Genomic DNA, 19,923 nt, shown 5'->3' with positions numbered 1-19,923 from the left:
CAGTGGCCGGGCCGGCGTGACGGCGATCAATACGTGTAGAAAATACGCTGGATTTCTTGCGTACTATTGGTTTTGGTCAAGGCCAGCATCAGCAGGATGCGGGCTTTTTGCGGGTTCAGGGTGTCGGATACGACACTGTCGAGTTCATCGTCGTTGGCTTCGCCATTGCGCGCCACGATGCCCTGGCCAACGCGGCTCGAACGCACGATCAGCACGCCCTTCTGGCGCGCTTCCACCAGGGCCGGCTTCATTTGCGCGGCCACGCTGCCATCGCCCACGCCCGCGTGGATGATGCCCTTGGCGCCGGCGGCGATGAAGGCGTCCATGCCGACGCGGTTCATGTTGGCGTAGCCATAGACGATGTCCACTTGCGGCAGGGCATCGAGCTTGCTGATGTCAAATTCCGACTCCAGCGTGTGCTTGCGCGTCGACTGGCGGTAGAAAAAGGCCTTGCTGCCCTGGATGTAGCCCAGCATGCCCAGTTCCGGCGACTTGAAGGTGTCGGTGGTCGAGGTATTGGTTTTGGTCACTTCGCGCGCGGCGTTGATCTGATCGTTCAAGGCCACCAAGACGCCCTTGCCCACGGCTTCCTTGCTGCCCGCCAGCATCACGGCGTTGTACAGGTTGATGGGGCCGTCAGCCGAGATGGCCGTCGACGGACGCATGGCGCCCACCACCACTACCGGTTTATGGCTCTTCACGGTCAGGTTCAGGAAATACGCCGTTTCCTCGATGGTGTCGGTGCCGTGCGTGACGACCACGCCATCGACATCGCTCGAGGCCAGCAGCACGTTGATGCGCTTGGCCAGGGCCAGCCAGTGGCTATTGCCCATGCTTTCGCTGGCGATCTGGAACACTTGCTCGCCTTTCACGTTCGCCACTTTTTTCAATTCCGGCACGGCCGCGATCAGGCGCTCGACACCCACGGTGGCCGAGGTGTAGCCGACGGTGGTGGTGCTGTCGGCGCCGCTGCCGGCGATGGTGCCGCCCGTGGCCAGGATCACCACATTCGGCAATTTGACGGCCGCCTGCTGCGCGCACGCGGGGGAAGCGGCGATAAAGCCCATCAGCATGGTAGCCAGCATCAGCTGTGCACAAGAATGGAATTTGCGTGAAAACATGGTGCTCCCGTGAGGTGTACTGTCAAAAATAACAAAGTCGTGTGCAAATTATATGTCATCCATGCGGGGGCAAATCCCGAATTCATGCGTATCGCGCAAACGTGCGCGCCTTCCCTTGCGCTACAGTGGCGCCATGTCCACACTGCCGCCCATCCGGTCTTGCCTCCTGCTGCCGCTCGTCTTGATGGCGCTCAATGCCTGCGCCACGCAAATCGAACTGCGCACGGCGGCGCAACAGGAACAATGGGGGCGAGAAGCGGCCAGCCAGGGCGACTGGACACAAGCCATGCGCAACTACGCGGACGCCGTCTGGAACGTCGAACTGGGCCACGGCGATCTCGCTTGGCAAGCACGGCTGCACCACCAGGCGGGACGCGCCGCCAGCGGGGCCTGCCGCTACGATGCGGCCGAATTTCATTTCCGCCAGGCCATCGCGCTGGCGAAACGCAGCAAACAATCGAGCGCCCTCGGCTACAAGGCCCTGATCGACCTGTATGAACGCCAGGGCAAGGCCACGGAAGCCTTGGCCGTGCGCAATGAACTGGGGTTTCATCAATCGTGGGCACTGGGCGCCTTTGCCGACCTGGAATCGCTGCCGGCAGGCAAACCTTGCGGAGTTGCTCGATGAATATCGCACGCCCCTTGCTGGCCGCCTCCAGCCTCCTCGCCGCCATGGCGCCGGCGCGCGCCGTCGAAGCACCGCTGCCCTTATGGGAAGCGGGCGTGTTTGGCGGCACGGCCGTCACGCCCGCCTATCCGGGTGCCAGCGAACGCTCGACGCGCAGCCTGGCCCTGCCCTATCTGATTTATCGTGGGAAAGTCTTGCGCGCCGACCGCTCCGGCGTGGGCGCGCGCCTGCTCGATACGGAGCGATTCGATTTCGATATCGGTTTTGCCCTGTCCTTGCCGGCCAGGTCCAGCGACGTGCCGGCCCGGCGCGGCATGCCGGACCTGGGTACCCTGGTGGAATTTGGCCCGCGCCTGAAAATCAAGCTGGCCGAGCCGACGCAGCACAGCCGCCTGGGGCTGGAGCTGCCCTTGCGCGCCGTCATCGAAGCGCGCGGCGGCCTGCGCCGCCAAGGCACCACCTTCGAGCCGCGCCTCGTGTATGGGCTACAAGGCGGGCAGCAGGCCTGGCATGTGGACGCCAGCCTGGGCGCCGTGCTGGGCAATGCCGCCATCAACGATTACTTGTATGGCGTCAGTCCCGCATTTGCCACCGGCCAGCGCCCCGCGTATGCGGCAAAAAGCGGGCTGATGCTCACGCGGCTGGGCCTGGGCGGTTCGTACCGGCTGCAGCGGGACTGGCGCGCCTTTGCCTTTGTACGCTACGACACTTACACAGGCGCCGCCAACCGCGCCAGTCCCCTGTTGCGCCAGAACAGCGGCACCTCGGCCGGCATCGGCCTGATGTGGACGTGGCAACGTTCAAGCAGCCTGGCGCGGGGCCCGGACGACTAGCGGCTAGACGGCTTAAAACTCCGTCGTGGCCGACAGCATGACCGTGCGCGGCGCGCCCAGGCCCAGGCTGGTCCATTGCGGCAGCGCCCAGTACGCCCTGTTGCCGACGTTCGTCACGCTGGCGCGCACCGTCAGGGGCCGGCCCGCCGCCTTCGTCGCATAGCGGGCGCCCAGGTCAAACACGGTGCGGCCCGGCACGGACATCGAATTGTCGGCATTGATGTATTGCTTCGATGCCGCCGTCGCGTTCGCCGTCAGGGTCACGCCAGGGATGGCGGGCGTATCCCACTCAACGCCCAGCTTGGCTTGCAGCTTGGGCACGCCCGTTGCCTGCTTGCCCTGGTTGGCGCCGCCCACCGTCTTGCTCAAGACCGGATCGACATACGCCACGCCGCCCATCAGGCGCACGTCGCGCAGGGGCGAGCCGAAGAAGCCCCAGTCGATGCCGCGGTTGCGTTGTTCTCCGCCAAAAGAAAAGATATTGCTGACCGGGTCGACATAGCTGCTGGGCCGCTTGATTTCATATACGCTGACCGTATGCGCGAACTCACCCAGGTCGACCTTGACGCCAAGCTCCGCCTGCTTCGATTTGTACGGCGCAAAGACCTCGCCCGAGTTGGCGGCCGTCAACGGCGCCGTGGCGCCCTGGCTCAAGCCTTCGATGTAGTTGCCGTACAGGGAGACCGTTTTGCTCGCCTTGACCAGCAGGGCGACGGCGGGCGTGGTGGCGCTTTCGTCATAGCGCGAGGTGCGCGCGCCCGTCTTGATGTTGAAGTTATCGCTGAGCACTTCCTGGCGGCGCAAGCCCACCGTCAGCTGCACGGTGTCTTGCGCAAAGGAAAGTGTATCGACCAGGCCAAAGCTGGCCAGGCGCAGTTCCGCCTTGGAAATTTGCGGCGCGTCGAAGCGCGTCGCCGGGCCCCAGACGGGATTGTAGATATTCGTGATCCAGTCATTCGCCAGGGTATTCCTTCGCCCATACTGCTTGTCCGTGTGGTGATAATACGTGGCGTTGACGGCCCATTGATGGCCGATGTCGCCCGTGCGCAACTTGCCCCGCAAACCCGCTTCGGCCGACTGTTTTTCCACGTCGAAGCCCAGGTCGGCGACGTTGGTGCGGTAATCGCCGGCCGTGTTGAATACCTGGATCAGATACGCGCCCGTCGACTGGTAATCGGCCCGGCTGGCGCCCACGGCCGCATACGCCATCACTTGCGCGTTCAAATCCAGTTCGCCGCGCAGCATGGCACCCTTGTCCTTGGTGTCGTAAAACGCCCAGCTGGGATTGAGCAGGGTTTCCGCTTTCGGCGGACGCGGCACGGGCAAGCCGGGGGCCAGGTTGACGCCCCGGTTCAAGCCATCGGCGCGGTCCTCGCTGTGATACAGGTCGGCGGACAGGCGCGCGCCATTGCCACGCCAGTCCAGGCCGACCGAGACGAGCCGGGTCTTCTTTTTCTGGTGGTCGATGGCGCCGTCGCCATCGCGGTAGACGCCGTTGACCCGGATGCCGAATTGTTGATTCTCGCCAAAACGTTGACCCAGATCAATATGCCCGCCCCATTGCGAGTCCGACATGTACGACGCCGTCACGCGCGCCAGCGGCGCATCGCCCGCGCGCTTGGGCACGAGGTTGATGCTGCCGCCCACGGAACCGCCCGGTGGCATGCCGTTGAGCAAGGCCGATGGCCCCTTCAGCACTTCGATGCGCTCAAACATTTCAGGCGACGTGCGGTAGTAGGGAGAGATGCCGTACAGTCCGCCAAACGCGACATCGCCGATATTCGAGCTGAAGCCCCGTATCGAATAATTCTCGCCGATGATGCCCGTCATGCCGCTGCTGAAGACGGTAGGGTCGGCGGCGGAAATCACGTCGGTGATGTCGCGCGCCTGCCGGTCTTCGATGAATTTATCCGTATAGCTGATGGTGTTGAACGGCGTTTCCATGAAATCCTTGTCGCCAAGAAATCCCACGCGACCGCCGGACGCCACTTGTCCGCCTGCATAGGCATCCGTCACGCTGTTGCCCTTGCCCCACACCGTTACGGCCGGCATAGTGGCGGCGGCTTCGGCGGCGGCGCTGTGCGCCGGTTCGCGGCGCACCGTGTAGCTGCCATTGCCCTCGCGCACGGCTTGCAAGCCATGGCCGCGCAGCAATTCGTAAAAGCCTTCGGGCACGCTGTAGCTGCCGGACAGGCCGGCGCTGTTTTTGCCTTGCAGCAAGCTGGCCTCGACCGTCAATTCGACGCCCGCCTCGGCCGCGAAAGTGTTGAGCGCCAGGCCCAGCGTACCGGCCGGCACGCTGAACGCTTGCCGGGCCTGGCCCGCCCCCGCTTGCGCATAGGCTGGCGAGGCCGCCACGCCCAGCGCCCCCACGGTCAAGCCCGTGATGAGCGCCAGTTGCACGGCGGTGGCGATACGGCTCAGGTTCAAGGCGGGAAGATGGCGCGTTGCCATGCGTTGGGTCATAAAGTAAATCCTTTCAGAAGGGATGATTGCTTGTTCTCACCCTATCTCCCGAACGAAAAGGCAAAACCCTCAATGCAAATACGACTCATTACGAAAATAATTTATCTCACTGATAACCCTTGAGCACGTCGTCGATCACCCGTTTCAGCGACGTCACGCTGGCCGCCGTGATGTACCAGGCGTCCGCATCGACGAAAACCACGCGGCCATTTTTCCACGCATTCGTCTGGCGCAACAGCGGATTGGCCATCTGTTCGGCCGTCATGACGGGACGGTGTTCCATCACGGCCGTGCGGTCCACCACGTAGATGATGTCGGGATTGGCTTGCTGGATGAATTCGCTGGAAATGGGCTGGCCATGCAAGCCCGCCTCGATGGCCGAGCTGGCAGGTTTCACGCCCAGCGCATCGAACACAAAACCGTAGCGCGACCGCACGCCGAAGGAGCTGAAGGCGCCGTTGTTATGCAGCACGATGAGCGCCTTCTCGGAACGCTCCTGCGTCACCTTGCGCGCATCCGCCACCTTGGCGTCGAGTTCCGCAGCTTTCCGGCTGGCAATGTCTTCCTTGCCAAAGATGCGTCCCAGTGTCAGCAAGTGTTGCTTGACCACCTCAATGTGCTTGCTCTCGCTGTTCTGGTAATCCACGTCGAAATGCAAGGTAGGCGCGATCTGGCTCAGTTCCTTGTAATGGTTGGCCTGGATCGACGTCATCAGTATCAGATCGGGCTGGAGCGCGTGGATATGCTCGAGATTCGGCTGCACGATGGCGCCCAAGTCGCGGATGCCCTGGTCTTCCTTGTAGCGGGTGAGGAAATGCGGCACGTAATCCTTCACCATGCCGGCCACGGGCACGCCCAGCTGGTCGAGGAAATCGACTTCGTTCATGTCGAGCACGGCCACCCTCTGGGGACGCTGCTTGAGCACCGTCGTGCCCAGTTTGTGTTCGATGGTGATGGGCGCAAACGCCTGCGGTGGCGCGGAGGCGGCAGGCGCTGACGGCGTCGTGGCTGCCTTGTCGGTGCAGCCTTGCAGGGCGGCCATGGCGGCGAGCAGCACGGCCAGCGCGCAGCGGGATTTGTTCCAGATCATCTCAAGCTCCTGTGGGGGTAAAGTAATTGCAGACGCAGCCGCGCTCGTTGCGTACGATGTGAAAATCGATGTCGTACAGCGCGCGCAAGCGCTCTTCCGTCACGACTTCATGGGCGGGGCCGGAAAAGCGCACGGCGCCACCCTGCATGGCGACGATGTGGTCCGAATAGTTGGCGGCGAAATTGATGTCGTGGATCACCAGGATCACCGTGCGGCCCTGCTCGTCGCACAGGCGCCGCAGCGCGCGCATGATTTGCACGGCATGCTTCATGTCGAGGTTGTTGAGCGGCTCGTCGAGCAGCAGAATATCGGTCTGCTGGGCGATCGTCATGGCCAGGAAGGCCATCTGCCGCTGGCCGCCGCTCAGCTCATCGACATACGCCAGGCGCAGATGCTCCAACGACAGGAAGGCGATGGCGTCATCGATGGCTTGCCGGTCCCGCTCTGTCAGCGCGCCACGGCTGTAGGGAAAGCGGCCGAAGGCGACCAGCTCTTCCACCGTCAGGCGCAAGTGAAAATCAGGCGACTGGCGCAGGGTGGCCACGAGTCGTGCATAGTCCCGGATCTGGATGGCTGCAATGCTGCGCCCGTCTATCGTAATCTCGCCGCCATGCGCTTCCTGCAGGCGCGCGATGAGCATCAGTAAGGTCGTCTTGCCGGCGCCGTTCGGGCCGATCAAGGACGTCACTTTCCCCCTGGGAAACTGCGCGCTGACCTTGGCCAGCACGCGCTTTTCGCCGTAGCTTTTTTCAATCTGTTTGACGTGGATCATGCTGTACCTCGGGTGCGGACCATGAGCGCGAGGAAGTAGGCGCCACACACCAGGTTGACGAGGATGCCAACCGTGGTCCGGTAATTGAAAACGTGTTCGACCAGCAACTGGGCTGCCAGGAAGATGGCGATGGCGATGGCGCAGCCCAGCGGCAAGGTGACGCGGTGGCGCGCCGTGCGGGCCAGGGCGTAAGTTGTGTTCGCGACAAAGATGCCCATGAAGGCCGTCGGTCCCAGCAAGCTCGTCGACACCGCCACCAGCACGGCGATCAGCGCCAGCTGCAGCCGCACCATGCGCCGGTAATCGATACCGAGCGAGATGGCCTGCTCGCGCCCCAGCGCCAGCACGTCGAGCGCCGGCAAGGTTTTCAGCACCGCCACGCAGGCGGCGCCCGCCAGCACGGCCGAGTACAGCAACTGCACGGGCTGCGCCTTGTTGAACGAGGCCTGGCTGAATCCTTGCAAGATGGCAAATTCACCGGGACTGATGCGCAACTGGATGAACTGGGTAAATGTGCCGATCACCATCGTCAGCACGAATCCCAGCAGCAACAGGAAATACACGTTGTTCTTTCCATCACGAAACAGCCAATAGTGGATGGCCCAGGAATACGCAAGCATCAGCGCGATCGACACGACAAAATTGCCGTTCTGCCCCAGCAGCACGACGCTGTGCATGCCCATCGCGAGGATCAGCAGCGATTGCAGCAGCAAATACACGGCTTCGTAACCCATGACGGCCGGCGTCAGGATGCGGTTGCCGGCGATGGTCTGGAACACAATCGACGACACGGCCACGCAAACGCCGCCGATGGCGATGGCGGCCAGGCGCGACATGCGCTTGGGAATGACGTAATCGACATCCAGATTTGCGCCGATGAAGAGGAAAGCGAGCGCCAGGGCCAACACGGCCAGCCAGAGCATGCGCTGGTTCAAACTGCGCCTCATCGCCGCCCCCGGATGATCAACATGAGGAACAGCACGCCCCCCACGCCCCCTGCCGTCAGGCCGATGGGCACTTCGAATGGATAGATCAGCAAGCGCCCCGCGATGTCGCAGGCCAGCAGCAGCGACGCGCCGCCCAGCGCGACAATGGGCAGGGTGCGGTCCAGCTTGTCGCCGTAGCGCAAGGCCACCAAGTTGGGAATGGCCAGCCCGACAAACGGGATCGCCCCCACCGTGATTACCGTGGCCGCCACCGTGACGGCCACCAGCATCAGGCCCAGCGCCACCGTGCCCCCATAGTTCAAGCCCAGGCTGGTGGCCATGCCCTCGCCCATGCCCAGCACGGTAAAGCGCTGCGCATACAAATACGTGAGGGCAACGATGGGCAGGATCAGATAAATGATTTCATAGTTGCCCTGCACGATGCGCGAAAAATCGCCCAGCAGCCAGCCCTGCATGCTTTGCAGGATGTTGTTGCGGTAGGCATAGAATTCGGCCAAGGCGCTCAGCACGCCGCCATACACGAGGCCGATGACGGGCACGAGTATCGTATTCTTGAAGCGGATGCGGCGGATCAGGGCCACGTATAGCGCGCTGGCGGCAAGGCAGAAGGCCAGCGCGAACGCCATCTTGCCGGCCGTGCCCGCCGCGGGCGCCACGGTGAGCGCCACGAGAATGCCCAGCTTGGCCGCGTCGAGACCGCCCGAGGTGGCCGGTTCGACGAATTTGTTGCGCACGATGTGCTGCAGGATGACGCCGCACACGGACAGGCCCACGCCCGTCAGCACCAATGCCGCCAGGCGGGGCAGGCGGCTGGCCGTCAGGGTCAGCCAAGCGTCGGCGGACAGCGCGCCGGACGACGACAACAACTGCGCCCACTCCATCTGCCGCGCACCGACCAGCAAGGACGCGCAGCACAGCAGGAAGAAGACAAAAAACAGACGCGCGCGTGTCAAATGCGGGACTCCGTACCTGCCTGGCGGGCGGGCGCGGCGATGCGCCAGCCCTTGGCCGCCTGGCGCTGGGCCAGGAAATGCGCGTACAGGCCGCCTTGCGCGCGCAAGGTGGCTGGCGCGCCCTGCTCGCGGATCACGCCACCGTCCAGCACGACGATCTGGTCGGCCATGGCCACCGTCGACAACTGGTGCGCGATGACGATCACCGTGCGCTTGCCGCGCAGCCGCGCCAGCGCTTCGGCGATGGCGGCCTGGTTTTCCGCGTCAAGCGCGGCCGTCGCCTCATCGACCAGCAAAATCGGCGCATCCTTGACCAGGGCGCGGGCAATCGCGACGCGCTGGCGTTCGCCGCCGGACAGGCGCGCGCCGCCCTCGCCCACCAGGGTATCGAGTCCCTGCGGCAGACGGGCGATGATCTCGGCCACGCCCGCCTGCCGCGCCGCTTCCCGCACCTCGGCATCGGTGGCGCCAGGCTTGCCGATGCGAATGTTGTCGCCGATGCTGCCCTGGAACAGATAACTGTCCTGGAATATCTGGCTGATCTGGCCAGCCAATTGCTCGCTGGACATATCGCGCACATCGACGCCACCCACCAACACCGCGCCTGCGCTGGCGTCAAAGAAACGCGCGATCAGGCGCACCAGGGTCGTCTTGCCGGAGCCGGACGCGCCGATCAGCGCCGTCATGCTGCCCGGCGCAATGCGCAGGTTGATATCCGTCAAGACGTCGGCCTGATCCTGTGCATAGCGGAATGCCACGCCGCGCAATTCGACGGCGCCATCGCGCGGCGCCTGCGGCTTGTCTGCTTCCGGCAGCGGCTGCACGGCGAAAATATCGCGCGCCGCGTCGAGCGGACCGCGTGCGCCGCGTAGCACTTCGCCATAGCTGGCCACTTCCTGCAGCGGGTCGACAAAGCGCACCACCAGCAGCAAGGCCACGATGACGGCGATGGCGTCGCCCGCGCCGGCAGCACCGCCCGCCAGGCTGTCAAGCCACAGCGCGGCGGCGGCCAGCAAGGCGGCGAAAATGGCTTGCACGGTCCAGGCGTTGAGCACCGACGACAGCGCCGACAGGTAAATGAGCCGCGTGCCCGCGTGGCGCTGCGCATCGATCGCTTGCTGCAGGAAACGCGTGCCGCCGTCAGCTGCACCACTGCCGTTGCCATTGAATGCGCGCAAGACGGATTGCGCTTGCGCAAACTCAACGAGGCGCTGGCTGGTCTGGGCAAAATGGTGGTGATAGGCATCGTCGGCGCGCTGGCCCAGGTACGCGGTGAGCCGCAAGGCGCCGGCCAGCAGCGGCAGCGCCAGCAGCGCGACGAGACCCAGCTGCCAGTGCAGCGCGAACAGCGCGATGAGCATCACGACGGGCGTGACGGCGCCGCAGATGACGGGCGTCAACACGTGGGCGGGCAGCTGGGCCACATTCATCATGCCTTGCGTGATGACGTGGCCCAGTTTTGCCGTGTTGTCCGGCGTGAACCAGCCGACGGGCAAGCGCGCGACGTGGTCGCCCAGGCGCTGGCGCGCCCCTTGCAGCACCGTCACGCCCACGCGCACGCCGGCCTTTTCCACCTGGCGCCGCCAGGCCCAGCAGGCGACCAGTCCGGCCAGCAGCACCAGCAGCCACAAGGCCGCGCCGCCCACGTCGCCACCCAGCAGGCGGCCCAGGGCCAGCACCAGCGCCGTGATGGTCAATCCGCTGAGCACGCCATACGCGAGCGCCATGGCACAGTAGCGGCGGAACACGGGCGCGTCATCGCCCAGCAGTTGAATAAACGTTTTCAGCATGGGAGCACCGTGTCTTCCTGGAAATCCGGATAGCCGCCCAGCGCCCACAGTTGCGCATAGCGGCCCTTGTCGGCGAGCAAGCCGGCATGGCTGCCCTGTTCGACGATGGCGCCGTTCTCGACGACGACGATGTTGTCGGCATGCATCACCGTGTCGAGCCGGTGCGCAATGATGAGCAGGGTGCGGTCCCGGGCAAAGCGCGACAGCGCGTCCTGGATCGCCACCTCGTTTTCCGCGTCGGCCGCGGCCGTCGCTTCATCGAGCACCAGCACGGACGGGTCGAGCAGCACGGCGCGGGCGATGCTTACGCGCTGCAACTCGCCGCCGGACAATTGCGCATCTTCGCCGATGACGGAATCGTAGCCGCGCGGCAAGGCCAGGAGGCGTTCATGGATATTTGCCAGGCGCGCCGCCTGTTCGATCTCGTGCATGCTGGCCGATGGCCGGCCCAGCGCGATGTTCTCGCGCACGCTGGCGTGGATCAGGCGCACTTCCTGCAGCACGAAACCGATGCGCCGGTACAGCTCGGGCGTGGCGATGTGCCGCAGGTCGACGCCGCCCAGGGTGATGCGCCCCTCGGTCGGGTCGAAAAAGCGCAGCAGCAGCCGCGCCAGGGTCGACTTGCCGGAACCGGAAGCGCCGACGATGGCCGTCACCGTGCCGGGCGGCAAGGTCAGCGTGATATCCGACAACACCTTGTTGTGTCCATCGTAGGCATAGCCGACGCCTTCCAGGCGGATCTCCGTGCCGTCGGGCAACTGCTGCTCATCTGGCGCCGGCTGCGCCAGCACGGGCGTATCGAGCAAGGCTTGCACGCGCTGGGCCGCTCCCGTGGCGTTGTTGAGGTCATGCGTCAGGTAATGCAGCAGCAGCATGGGCGCGGAAATGCCGGGCGCCACGAGGGCGAACGGCAGGATATCGACGGGCGCCATCCAGCCCAGCGCCACGAAGGCCGTACCGGCAAGCACCACCACGCCCAGCACGGCGACCGGCGCGATCAGCGCGTTGGCGTTGGCCATGGAACCGACCAGCGGACGGGTAAACGCGGCAAACGCATCGGCAAACGCATCGACGGCCGTGCGGTAGCTGCCGTGCGCGCGTCCCGTGGCGCCGAACGCCTTGACCACGGGAATGCCGTTGACGAATTCCACCACGGCATTGTTGATGCGCCCCATGCCGGCGACGAATTGCTCCATGTTGCCGCCGCTGGCTTTCATGGCGCGGCCGAAGAACAGGAAGAAGCCGGGAAACGGCAGAATGGCGATGAGGGCCAGGCGCCAATCCATGGCGAATAGATACACGACGGAGATGGCGATGGCGCCCACGGCGCGCCCCGTCGTCGTATAGAAGTGCGCCGTGAGGCTGTGCAGGGTATTGATGTCGTCCTGCATCGCCTGCTTGACCTCGCCCGAGGCCCGGCTGGTAAACCAGCCCAGCTGCACCTGTCCCAGGCGCTGCATGGCTTGCAGGCGCAATCGATGCGTGAGGTGGTTGTCGGCCAGGTGTGCGGCCAGTTCGCCCAGCGACATCAGGGCCATGCCGAGGAACAGGCAGGCGACGCTGGCGACGATGATCTGCCACACAGCGCCCGGCGCCAGCGCAGGGGCCATGGCGATTTGCGCGATCTGCGCGATGCCCGCCAAGGGCACCAGAGTGAGCATGGACCCCGTGCCGGCCAGCACGGCGGCGGCGATCAGGCATCCGCGGATGGGGTGCAGTATCCGGCTGATCGGGCCGGGCTGGCGGCGTTGGCTACGCATGGGAAAAACGGGAAAAAACGTGCATAAGGTCAATGAATAAGGGTGGCTCTCACCCTATATCCCGAACGAGAATGCAAAACCCTCAATCGGGCCCGAAAAATTGTCAGGCAGCGGCCTGCGGTATGGCTTGCACCGTCACCCAGTAGCGCGTGCGCGCGAGGATTTGTACGGGCAAGGCCAGCGCCAGGTTATGCAGCGCGCGATCCGTGTCGCGCAGGGAAAACACGCCGTTGACGCTCAGGCTGGCCACGGCCGGATCGCAGCGCAGCAGGCCGGGGCGATAGCGGGCCAGTTCCGCCAGCAGCTCATCCAGGCGCATGTTGTCGGCCACCAGCACGCCCTTCGTCCAGGCCGCGGCGCTGGCCGGCACGGGGACGGCCGATTGCACGATGTCCGCCGAGAAGATGGCGCTGTAGCCCGTGGCGATGCCCACGGCGTGGTCGGGCGCATGCGCGAGGCGTATTTCGACGGCGCCCTCGAAGACGGCGACGCGCGACGTGTGTTCGTCTTGTCGCAAGGTAAAACGTGTGCCCAGCGCCTGCACCGTGCCGTGGCGGCCCTGCACGCGGAAAGGCCGCTGCGCCGGGTCCGGGTCGTGCGCCGTGGTGACGAGGATTTCGCCGCTGCGCAGGATCAGCAAGCGTTCGCTGGCGTCGAAGCGCACGTCGATGGCGGAAGCGGAAGCGAGCATCACGCGCGTGCCGTCAGGCAAGGTAATCTCGCGGATCTCGCCCGTGGCCGTGCCGTGGCCGGCCGTGGCCACTTGCCAGGCATCCGTGCCGCGCAGCATATACGCCATGCCGCCCACGGGCAGCAGCACGGCCAGCAGCTTCAGGGCACGACGGCGATTCAGGTAGGCGGCGGGCGCCGGTTCGCGCAGCGCGTGCCGGGCCGCATCGCGCGGCACGCTGTGCAGCTTGCCCTCGAACGCTTGCAAACGCTGCCAGGCGATGGCGTGGTGCGGATGGGCGGCGCACCAGCGGGCACAGGCAGCCCGGTCTTCGTCGCTGGCGTCATCGGACCACAGGCGCGCCATCCACTGGGCAGCCTGCTGCACGACGGCGGGCGCGATCACCACCTCCATGGCTCAGGCGTCCGGCGCGTGCATGGCCTGGTAGCAGGCCAGCAAACCGGCGGCGATGTATTTTTCGACGGACGAGACGGACACCTGCAATTCGGCGGCGATGTCGCGATAGCTGAGGCCATCGAGTTTGCACAGCAACAGAGCCTTGCGCGCCTTGGCGGGCAACTGGTGCAGCACCGCATCGATTTCCGTCAACGCCTCGATCACCAGCGCGCGCTCTTCCTCGGACGGCGCCAGCGCCTCGGGCACCAGGGCCAACACTTCCAGGTAGGCGGCCTCGATCTGGCGACGGCGGTACAGGTCGATGACCATGCCGTTGGCGATCTGCGTCAGGTGACGGCGCGACTCCCCGGCCGGCGGCATGCGCCCCGTCTTCATCAGGTGCAGATACACGTCGTGCGCCAGATCGGCCGCATCGAAGGCATTGCCGAGTTTACGGCGCAGCAAGCCACGCAGCCAGTGATGGTGGTCGGTGTACAGACTGCTGACTTGCTGCTGAAGCGCTAACTCGGCGGTGCTCACGATACCCTTCCTGTCGCCAACGGCCGGCAAGAACAGGCGCATCGGATTATAAATGAGAATTATTCTCATTGTACGCCGAGTGACGAGGAAAACGCAATACGGCGACGGGCAGCAAACGCCCTCAGCCCTGCTGCCGGACGGGCCTGAACAGCCTGAACGCGGCCCACAGCGAAGGCCGGTAGACATGCAGTGCGGCAGCGAGCAGCACGCCCCACGCCAGCGGAGCAAGCACCCCCAGGCGCTGGGCAAAAAACGCGTGGCCCGCCGCCAGCAGCGACAGCAGGGCGGTGCTCAGGTACAGCGAACGGCGCGGCAGCGGACGCCAGACGCGCATGCCCAGCTCCGTCTTGACGACAAAATACACGAGGAAGCCCAGCAGTTGAGACACGGCGGCGCCCGTGGCGCCATGGCGCGGCACCAGCACGGCGCCCGCCAGCAAGGTGCCCAGCAAGCCGGCCGCAAAGGCGGCGATGGAAAATGCCGGACGGCGGGCCAGATTGATGCCGACGCCGGTCACTTCCGCCAGGGCATACAACAGCGGCTGGCCGACGGTGGCCACCGCCAGGTACGCGACGCCATGATAGCTGGGAGGCAAGACCCAGCCGATCAGCCAGGCCAGGGCGCCCGCCAGGCAAAAGCCCACCACCACGATGGCCTGCGCATGGCGGCAAATGGCCGCAATATTCGACAGGCCGCCGCCGGCCGCAGCCCATTTGTGTACTTGCGGTATCCAGACAATCGTAAAAATCGATTGCACCAGCCAGGCGCCGGCGGCCACGCGCGTGGCCAGCGCATAAATGCCGAGCTCGTCAAAGCCGGCAAAGAAACGCAGCAAGCCCATGCCGGCCGACAACATGAACATATAAAAAATCCCGCTCACCAGCAGGGGCGCCGCCTCGGAAAGCAGGCGCCGCAGCAGCACCCGGTCCACGGCGGTATTCCAGGCATGCGCCAGCGATACGCGCGCATGCCACAACAGCCATAGCGTGACCAGCCAGGTGGTGGCCACGACCAGGCTTGCCAGGTACACGAAATTGCGCTGCGGATCCCACCACAGGACAGGCAGCAGCAACAGCAGCGATATTTTCGGCAATACCTGCGCCAGACTGAATACCCAGGCGCGCTCCTGCATGCGGAACAGCTGCGCGATCAGGCGATTGGCCAGGGCGCTCAGCATGCCGGCAGCGAACAGGACAGCCAGTGCCGGTTGCGCCACATCAAATAACAGTTGTGCTACGGGCGCGGCAAACACGAGTATCACGGCCAGCGCCACGGGCGCGAGCAACACCGCGGGCAGCAGGCACGCTTTCAGCAAGCCACTACGCGCGGTGCTGTAATGGTATTCATGCAGGAAAGCCTTATCCAGCCCCAGCGACAGCAGCAAACCGGCCACCGTGCATGCGGTCATGAAGAAATCCAGCTTGCCGATGTCGGCAGGTGGAAACAGCCAGGCCACGGCAGGAACGGTGGCCAGGCTGCACAGCAGCGACAAGATGGGGCCGGCTGAAAAACCCGCGAGACGGTTCAGGCGCATCGTTCAGCCGGGCCGGGCATCTCAGCCATGCCTGTCGTTGGAGAAGCGATAGGGTACCGTGTCCGAATCGGCCGGCACGCGCCAGTGGTCCGGCGCATCATAGCGATACGCATGGTCCACCGCATTGACGAGGATGGCAGGAGTGCTGCAGTAATTTTGCACGCCATGCCAGACGCGCGGCGGCACGACGAGCAGGCCGGGACGCCTGGTGCCCAGCTTGAATTCGTTGAGCATGCCAAAGGTGGGCGAATCCTCGCGCGCGTCGTACAGCACCACGCGCATCTGGCCTGCCGCCACGAACAGGCGGTCCGTCGTGATGGCATGCGCATGCCAGGCGCTCAGTCCGCCCGGCTCCAGGGTCGAGGCGAATATCTGGCCAATCTGCGCTGTAGCATCGGGCACCCATTCGGTGCGGAAAATTTCAGTCAGGCTGCCGTACGCCGTCAAGACAGGCTTGATTTCCTGGAAAATCACGCCATCGATCAAGGAAGGCGTTGTCGGCTTCCATTCCTTGGTAATACTGACACCATCTTGCTTCGCGCCAACCAACAACCAGTTATCTTTCTCAACCACCAGATTTACCCCTAGAATTTTTATTAAAATGCTCTTATGTATTGCAACCGTATTATCTATCGTCGCGACATGTCCTTCAATCCCCGGCGGCGGCGTAATTCACGTAAAAATGTGCCTTTGCGCCAATATTTGAGCCAGAAGCCGGGATGCGGCGGCCACAGCCCCAACATATAACAAAGACTGCGTGACAATGCTTTCATGGCCGTTATCGCGGACTGTAGCGGTGCGATAAGACGCTCACGCCCCACCTTGCCATACAGCGTGGTGACTGCCTGCAGAATATTCAACGGATCTTGCATGTGCGTCCACCAGAACGCATGCTCGGCGTGTTGCCGGTCCAGGTAGGCATTGCTGCGGGTGCCAGACTGGATCAGGATGGCGCCGATGCGAGGATGGGCCAGCATCGGCCGCCCCGCGCGATATACGCGGTGCAGCCAGGCTTGCGACGGCCAGCAGCGCACTTCCCATGAGGGCTGCCATGGGCCGATCTGCAGGGCCAGCTCGCGCCGCATGACCCACAGGGTAGCGGGCACATCCATCCACGGACGGTACGGTTGCACGCCGTCTGCCAGCGCCCCCACCATGTGATACCCGACCGGCAAAACCACCAGTCCCAGGCCAAAGACCAGGTCGGCCGCGGTACGCTCGAGGACTTCAATACTGCTTTGCAAATGATCGGGCAACCACAGGTCGTCGTGGTTCAGGAATGCCAGATAGGTGCCGCGTGCCAGGCTGACGCCGAGATTGTTGGGTCCCGTCTGCTCGCCGTAATTGGTTTCCAGATTCACAAAGCGGATACGCGCGTCGCCGAACGCGGCGACCACCTCGGCGGTATCGTCGGTGCAGCAATCGCCGACAATAATCAGTTCCCAATCCTGCACGGTGCTGGCGAGTGCCGACTGAATAGCGTACCCGAGGATATTGCTCCGGTTATACGTGGCCATGACAATGGAAACGAGCGGTTGTTTCTCCGGCTGCATGGCAGGCCTTTTCAAATAGACAAACAAAAAATGCCGCTCAAATACATTGAGCGGCATTTCGCAATGGACGAATGCAGTATGTTGCTGGCGCTCGCCAGCAAGCATCTGTCCTTAGACGTTGAACAGGAAGTTCAGCACGTCGCCATCCTTGACGACGTATTCCTTGCCTTCGGCGCGCATCTTGCCCGCTTCCTTGGCGCCCGCCTCGCCCTTGTAGGCGATGAAGTCGTCATAGGCGATGGTTTGCGCGCGGATGAAGCCGCGTTCGAAATCGGTGTGGATCACGCCGGCCGCTTGCGGCGCCGTGGCGCCGACGGGGATGGTCCAGGCGCGCACTTCCTTCACGCCTGCCGTGAAGTAGGTTTGCAGGCCCAGCAGCTTGTAGCCGGCGCGGATCAGACGGTCCAGGCCAGGCTCTTCCATGCCCATGTCGGCCAGGAAAGCTCCCTTGTCGGCATCGTCCAGGTCGGCGATTTCCGCTTCCAGCGCCGCGCAGATGGCGACGATGGGAGCGTTTTGCGATTGCGCATAGGCCGTCAGCTGGTCCAGCAGCGGGTTATTCGTGAAGCCCGAATCGGACACGTTGGCCACGAACATGGCCGGCTTGGCCGTGATCAGGCACAGCGGCTTGATCAGTTCCATTTCGTCGGCGTCCAGGCCCATCGCGCGCACGGGTTTCGCGTCGTTCAGGTACGGCATCATGCGTTCCATGATGGCCAGCAGCTTGGCCGCATCCTTGTCGCCCGAGCGGGCTTTCTTGTTTTCGCGGTGGATGGCTTTTTCCACGGTGCCCATGTCGGCCAGCGCCAGTTCGGTCTGGATAACTTCGATATCGTCGAGCGGGTTGATCTTGCCTGCCACGTGGATGACGTTGTCATCTTCGAAGCAGCGCACGACGTTGACGATGGCATCCGTTTCACGGATGTGCGACAGGAACTGGTTGCCCAGGCCCTCGCCCTTCGATGCACCCGCCACCAGGCCGGCGATGTCGACGAATTCCACGATGGCGTTGACCATGCGTTCCGGCTTGACGATGGCGGCCAGCGCATCCATACGTGGATCCGGCACTTCGACGACGCCGACGTTCGGCTCGATGGTGCAGAACGGATAGTTTTCAGCCGGAATGCCGGCTTTCGTCAGTGCATTGAACAGGGTGGACTTGCCGACGTTCGGCAAGCCGACGATACCGCATTGGAGACTCATGGGAAAACCTTTAATAATCAAAGCACATGGCGCCGTCTATCGGCGTGCTTGCCGTGCTGTTAGGGAAAACGGGGCGATTGTTCACCCTTTTCCGGGGATAGTGGTGTGCTGCATTTCAAGGGGTCAATTGTACCCGTGTCCCGCGCGCTTCAACAGTCCGATGATGGGCAAATGACGCCAAAACAGTCGTATCGTGACGCCATCAGGCCCTGTTCTCAGACCGTATGCAGCTTCATGGTCGCCGCCTCGAACTTGCCTTCGACGATCTGCGGCATGACTTGCAAGGATTTTTCTATCGCTTGCTCGATCAGCTCCTGGTCTTCGCGGCGCGGGCGGTGCAGCACGAAGTCAGCCACCTGCTGCTGCAGGCTCAGGGTGCGCGGATGGCCGATACCCAGGCGCAAGCGCCAGTAATCCTGCGTGCCCAGCGCGGCCGTGATGTCCTTCAAGCCATTATGGCCGCCGGCCGAACCGCCCTTCTTCAGGCGCGCGATGCCGGGCATCAGATCGAGTTCGTCGTGCACGACCAGCACTTCATCGGCGGCGATCTTGAAGAAACGCGCCAGCGCGCCCACGGACTGGCCCGAGCGGTTCATGAAGGTCAGCGGTTCGAGCAGCCAGACTTCGTTACCGCCGATGGAGGTCTTGGCCAGCATGGCGTTGTAGCGCGAATCGCGCTGCAAGCGCGTGCCGGGCAAGCTGTTGGCGAGGTTGTCCACCAACCAGAAGCCGGCATTGTGACGGGTTTGTTCGTATTCGGGTCCCGGGTTGCCGAGGCCGACGATCAGGCGTATGGGCATGGCTGTGTCTGCAGTGTAAAAACGTATTATCGGTGAAAACAGGCAGAAAAAAACCCGTCCGGAGCGAACCGGACGGGTTTTTCCTTGCGACTACCGCATTGCTGCGGCGGCAAAATTACTTCTTGTCAGCAACAACTTCAGCAGCAGCGGCTTCAGCAGCAACGTGGCCAGCCGGTACCGAAGCGGTAGCGATGGTCAGGTTGGCGCCGTGGGTGACAGCGGTCACGCCAGCTGGCAGGACCAGGTCGCCAACGTGCAGCGAGTGACCGACGTCGATGTTCGACAGGTCAACGTTGATGAATTCTGGCAGTTGGCCTGGCAGGCACGAAACTTCGATTTCGTTGGCTACGTGGCTGATGGTCGCGCCGTGCAGTTTGACTGCTGGGGAAACGTCAGCGTTCGTGAAGTGCAGAGCAACTTTCACGTGGATAGCTTGCTTAGCGTCAACGCGTTGGAAGTCAGCGTGCAGAACCAGTTGTTTGTATGCGTGGACTTGGAAGTCGCGCAACAGAACTTGCTGGGAAACGCCGTCGATTTCCAGGTCCAGGATCGACGAGTGGAACACTTCTTTTTTCAGCGCGTGGTACAGGGCGTTGTGATCCAGCGAGATCAGCACTGGGGCTTCAGCGCCACCGTAGACGATACCAGGGGTTTGGCCGGAAATGCGCAGGCGGCGGCTCGCTCCGGAACCTTGCAATTCGCGTTTAAATGCGATAACTTTCATGTGAAACTCCAAGAAGAACAAGGCTTGCGCCTTGTGTTATGAAGATTCCCGCGACCAGGAATCTTCGAAAATGGGCGCATACGCGCCCCGAAAACTAAAATACTACGGCGCAACAGGCAAAAAGCCGGTCGCGCCGCAGGTGA

At 63.6% G+C, this 19,923-nt stretch carries 18 protein-coding genes; 2 read left to right on the top strand and 16 right to left on the bottom strand.

The window, feature by feature from the left end; translation table 11 throughout:
• Nucleotides 1-26: 26 nt before the first annotated feature.
• Nucleotides 27-1,121 carry a type II asparaginase gene (locus tag O3301_RS13875; protein WP_305056642.1) on the bottom strand — a complete coding sequence of 365 codons (1,095 nt, stop codon included), beginning with the start codon at nucleotides 1,119-1,121 and terminating at the stop codon, nucleotides 27-29.
• Nucleotides 1,122-1,254: 133 nt separating this feature from the next.
• Between O3301_RS13875 and O3301_RS13870 the strand changes: the two genes are divergently transcribed.
• Both O3301_RS13870 and O3301_RS13865 read left to right on the top strand, forming a co-directional pair.
• Nucleotides 1,255-1,749: a hypothetical protein gene (locus tag O3301_RS13870; RefSeq protein ID WP_305056641.1), complete on the top strand. Its 495-nt coding sequence runs from the start codon at nucleotides 1,255-1,257 to the stop codon at nucleotides 1,747-1,749.
• Nucleotides 1,746-2,582, top strand: coding sequence for a MipA/OmpV family protein (locus O3301_RS13865; protein WP_305056640.1), 837 nt, complete (start codon nucleotides 1,746-1,748; stop codon nucleotides 2,580-2,582). The genes O3301_RS13870 and O3301_RS13865 overlap by 4 nt, the downstream gene beginning before the upstream one ends.
• A 12-nt stretch (nucleotides 2,583-2,594) precedes the next feature.
• On the opposite strand, the gene O3301_RS13860 is transcribed toward O3301_RS13865, so the two are convergent.
• From O3301_RS13860 to O3301_RS13790, 15 genes are all read right to left on the bottom strand, one after another.
• Nucleotides 2,595-5,048, bottom strand: a complete 2,454-nt coding sequence (locus O3301_RS13860; protein WP_305056639.1) for a TonB-dependent receptor — start codon at nucleotides 5,046-5,048, stop codon at nucleotides 2,595-2,597.
• 106 nt (nucleotides 5,049-5,154) lie between these two features.
• Nucleotides 5,155-6,138, bottom strand: coding sequence for a siderophore ABC transporter substrate-binding protein (locus O3301_RS13855; protein WP_305056638.1), 984 nt, complete (start codon nucleotides 6,136-6,138; stop codon nucleotides 5,155-5,157).
• A gap of 1 nt (nucleotide 6,139) precedes the next feature.
• Nucleotides 6,140-6,910: an ABC transporter ATP-binding protein gene (locus O3301_RS13850; protein ID WP_305056637.1), complete on the bottom strand. Its 771-nt coding sequence runs from the start codon at nucleotides 6,908-6,910 to the stop codon at nucleotides 6,140-6,142.
• Nucleotides 6,907-7,857, bottom strand: a complete 951-nt coding sequence (locus O3301_RS13845; protein ID WP_305056636.1) for an iron chelate uptake ABC transporter family permease subunit — start codon at nucleotides 7,855-7,857, stop codon at nucleotides 6,907-6,909. The genes O3301_RS13850 and O3301_RS13845 overlap by 4 nt, the downstream gene beginning before the upstream one ends.
• Entirely contained in the window at nucleotides 7,854-8,810 is a 957-nt protein-coding gene (locus O3301_RS13840; protein WP_305056635.1) for an ABC transporter permease, read from the bottom strand. Before O3301_RS13840 ends, O3301_RS13845 begins: the two co-directional genes overlap by 4 nt.
• Complete coding sequence (locus tag O3301_RS13835; RefSeq protein WP_305056634.1) at nucleotides 8,807-10,600, bottom strand: ABC transporter ATP-binding protein; 1,794 nt, start codon at nucleotides 10,598-10,600, stop codon at nucleotides 8,807-8,809. The genes O3301_RS13840 and O3301_RS13835 overlap by 4 nt, the downstream gene beginning before the upstream one ends.
• On the bottom strand, nucleotides 10,594-12,360 hold the full coding sequence (locus tag O3301_RS13830) for an ABC transporter ATP-binding protein (RefSeq protein ID WP_305056633.1): 1,767 nt from the start codon (nucleotides 12,358-12,360) through the stop codon (nucleotides 10,594-10,596). Before O3301_RS13830 ends, O3301_RS13835 begins: the two co-directional genes overlap by 7 nt.
• A gap of 103 nt (nucleotides 12,361-12,463) precedes the next feature.
• Nucleotides 12,464-13,444 carry a FecR domain-containing protein gene (locus O3301_RS13825; protein ID WP_305056632.1) on the bottom strand — a complete coding sequence of 327 codons (981 nt, stop codon included), beginning with the start codon at nucleotides 13,442-13,444 and terminating at the stop codon, nucleotides 12,464-12,466.
• Between the two features lie 3 nt (nucleotides 13,445-13,447).
• On the bottom strand, nucleotides 13,448-13,966 hold the full coding sequence (locus O3301_RS13820) for a sigma-70 family RNA polymerase sigma factor (RefSeq protein ID WP_251349364.1): 519 nt from the start codon (nucleotides 13,964-13,966) through the stop codon (nucleotides 13,448-13,450).
• 121 nt (nucleotides 13,967-14,087) lie between these two features.
• A complete protein-coding gene (locus tag O3301_RS13815) occupies nucleotides 14,088-15,500 on the bottom strand; it encodes a lipopolysaccharide biosynthesis protein (protein WP_305056631.1) in 1,413 nt (470 codons plus the stop codon).
• Nucleotides 15,501-15,521: 21 nt separating this feature from the next.
• Complete coding sequence (locus tag O3301_RS13810) at nucleotides 15,522-16,073, bottom strand: dTDP-4-dehydrorhamnose 3,5-epimerase family protein (RefSeq protein ID WP_305056630.1); 552 nt, start codon at nucleotides 16,071-16,073, stop codon at nucleotides 15,522-15,524.
• Nucleotides 16,074-16,129: 56 nt separating this feature from the next.
• Complete coding sequence (locus tag O3301_RS13805; RefSeq protein WP_305056629.1) at nucleotides 16,130-17,158, bottom strand: glycosyltransferase family A protein; 1,029 nt, start codon at nucleotides 17,156-17,158, stop codon at nucleotides 16,130-16,132.
• 6 nt (nucleotides 17,159-17,164) lie between these two features.
• Nucleotides 17,165-18,256, bottom strand: a complete 1,092-nt coding sequence (gene ychF / locus O3301_RS13800) for a redox-regulated ATPase YchF (protein WP_086145737.1) — start codon at nucleotides 18,254-18,256, stop codon at nucleotides 17,165-17,167.
• A 215-nt stretch (nucleotides 18,257-18,471) separates the two neighbouring features.
• Nucleotides 18,472-19,056: an aminoacyl-tRNA hydrolase gene (gene pth, locus O3301_RS13795; protein ID WP_289912372.1), complete on the bottom strand. Its 585-nt coding sequence runs from the start codon at nucleotides 19,054-19,056 to the stop codon at nucleotides 18,472-18,474.
• Nucleotides 19,057-19,171: 115 nt separating this feature from the next.
• Nucleotides 19,172-19,780 carry a 50S ribosomal protein L25/general stress protein Ctc gene (locus O3301_RS13790; protein WP_077408940.1) on the bottom strand — a complete coding sequence of 203 codons (609 nt, stop codon included), beginning with the start codon at nucleotides 19,778-19,780 and terminating at the stop codon, nucleotides 19,172-19,174.
• Nucleotides 19,781-19,923 lie beyond the last annotated feature (143 nt).

It is taken from the genome of Janthinobacterium sp. SUN211, assembly GCF_030587315.1.
Taxonomy (GTDB): Bacteria; Pseudomonadota; Gammaproteobacteria; order Burkholderiales; family Burkholderiaceae_D; genus Janthinobacterium; species Janthinobacterium kumbetense.
Note: the sequence above shows the minus strand (reverse complement) of the source record. Positions and strands in the feature narration are given on the sequence as shown.

What these genes read in the sequence shown, in the direction of transcription:
- O3301_RS13825 (WP_305056632.1), bottom strand. Translation starts at nt 13,444, where the DNA reads ATGGAGGTGGTGATCGCGCCCGCCGTCGTGCAGCAGGCTGCCCAGTGG.
- O3301_RS13815 (WP_305056631.1), bottom strand. Translation starts at nt 15,500, where the DNA reads ATGCGCCTGAACCGTCTCGCGGGTTTTTCAGCCGGCCCCATCTTGTCG.
- O3301_RS13835 (WP_305056634.1), bottom strand. Translation starts at nt 10,600, where the DNA reads ATGCTGAAAACGTTTATTCAACTGCTGGGCGATGACGCGCCCGTGTTC.
- O3301_RS13865 (WP_305056640.1), top strand. Translation starts at nt 1,746, where the DNA reads ATGAATATCGCACGCCCCTTGCTGGCCGCCTCCAGCCTCCTCGCCGCC.
- pth (WP_289912372.1), bottom strand. Translation starts at nt 19,056, where the DNA reads ATGCCCATACGCCTGATCGTCGGCCTCGGCAACCCGGGACCCGAATAC.
- O3301_RS13870 (WP_305056641.1), top strand. Translation starts at nt 1,255, where the DNA reads ATGTCCACACTGCCGCCCATCCGGTCTTGCCTCCTGCTGCCGCTCGTC.
- O3301_RS13805 (WP_305056629.1), bottom strand. Translation starts at nt 17,158, where the DNA reads ATGCTTGCTGGCGAGCGCCAGCAACATACTGCATTCGTCCATTGCGAA.
- O3301_RS13855 (WP_305056638.1), bottom strand. Translation starts at nt 6,138, where the DNA reads ATGATCTGGAACAAATCCCGCTGCGCGCTGGCCGTGCTGCTCGCCGCC.
- O3301_RS13860 (WP_305056639.1), bottom strand. Translation starts at nt 5,048, where the DNA reads ATGACCCAACGCATGGCAACGCGCCATCTTCCCGCCTTGAACCTGAGC.
- O3301_RS13845 (WP_305056636.1), bottom strand. Translation starts at nt 7,857, where the DNA reads ATGAGGCGCAGTTTGAACCAGCGCATGCTCTGGCTGGCCGTGTTGGCC.
- O3301_RS13830 (WP_305056633.1), bottom strand. Translation starts at nt 12,360, where the DNA reads ATGCGTAGCCAACGCCGCCAGCCCGGCCCGATCAGCCGGATACTGCAC.
- O3301_RS13875 (WP_305056642.1), bottom strand. Translation starts at nt 1,121, where the DNA reads ATGTTTTCACGCAAATTCCATTCTTGTGCACAGCTGATGCTGGCTACC.
- ychF (WP_086145737.1), bottom strand. Translation starts at nt 18,256, where the DNA reads ATGAGTCTCCAATGCGGTATCGTCGGCTTGCCGAACGTCGGCAAGTCC.
- O3301_RS13850 (WP_305056637.1), bottom strand. Translation starts at nt 6,910, where the DNA reads ATGATCCACGTCAAACAGATTGAAAAAAGCTACGGCGAAAAGCGCGTG.
- O3301_RS13790 (WP_077408940.1), bottom strand. Translation starts at nt 19,780, where the DNA reads ATGAAAGTTATCGCATTTAAACGCGAATTGCAAGGTTCCGGAGCGAGC.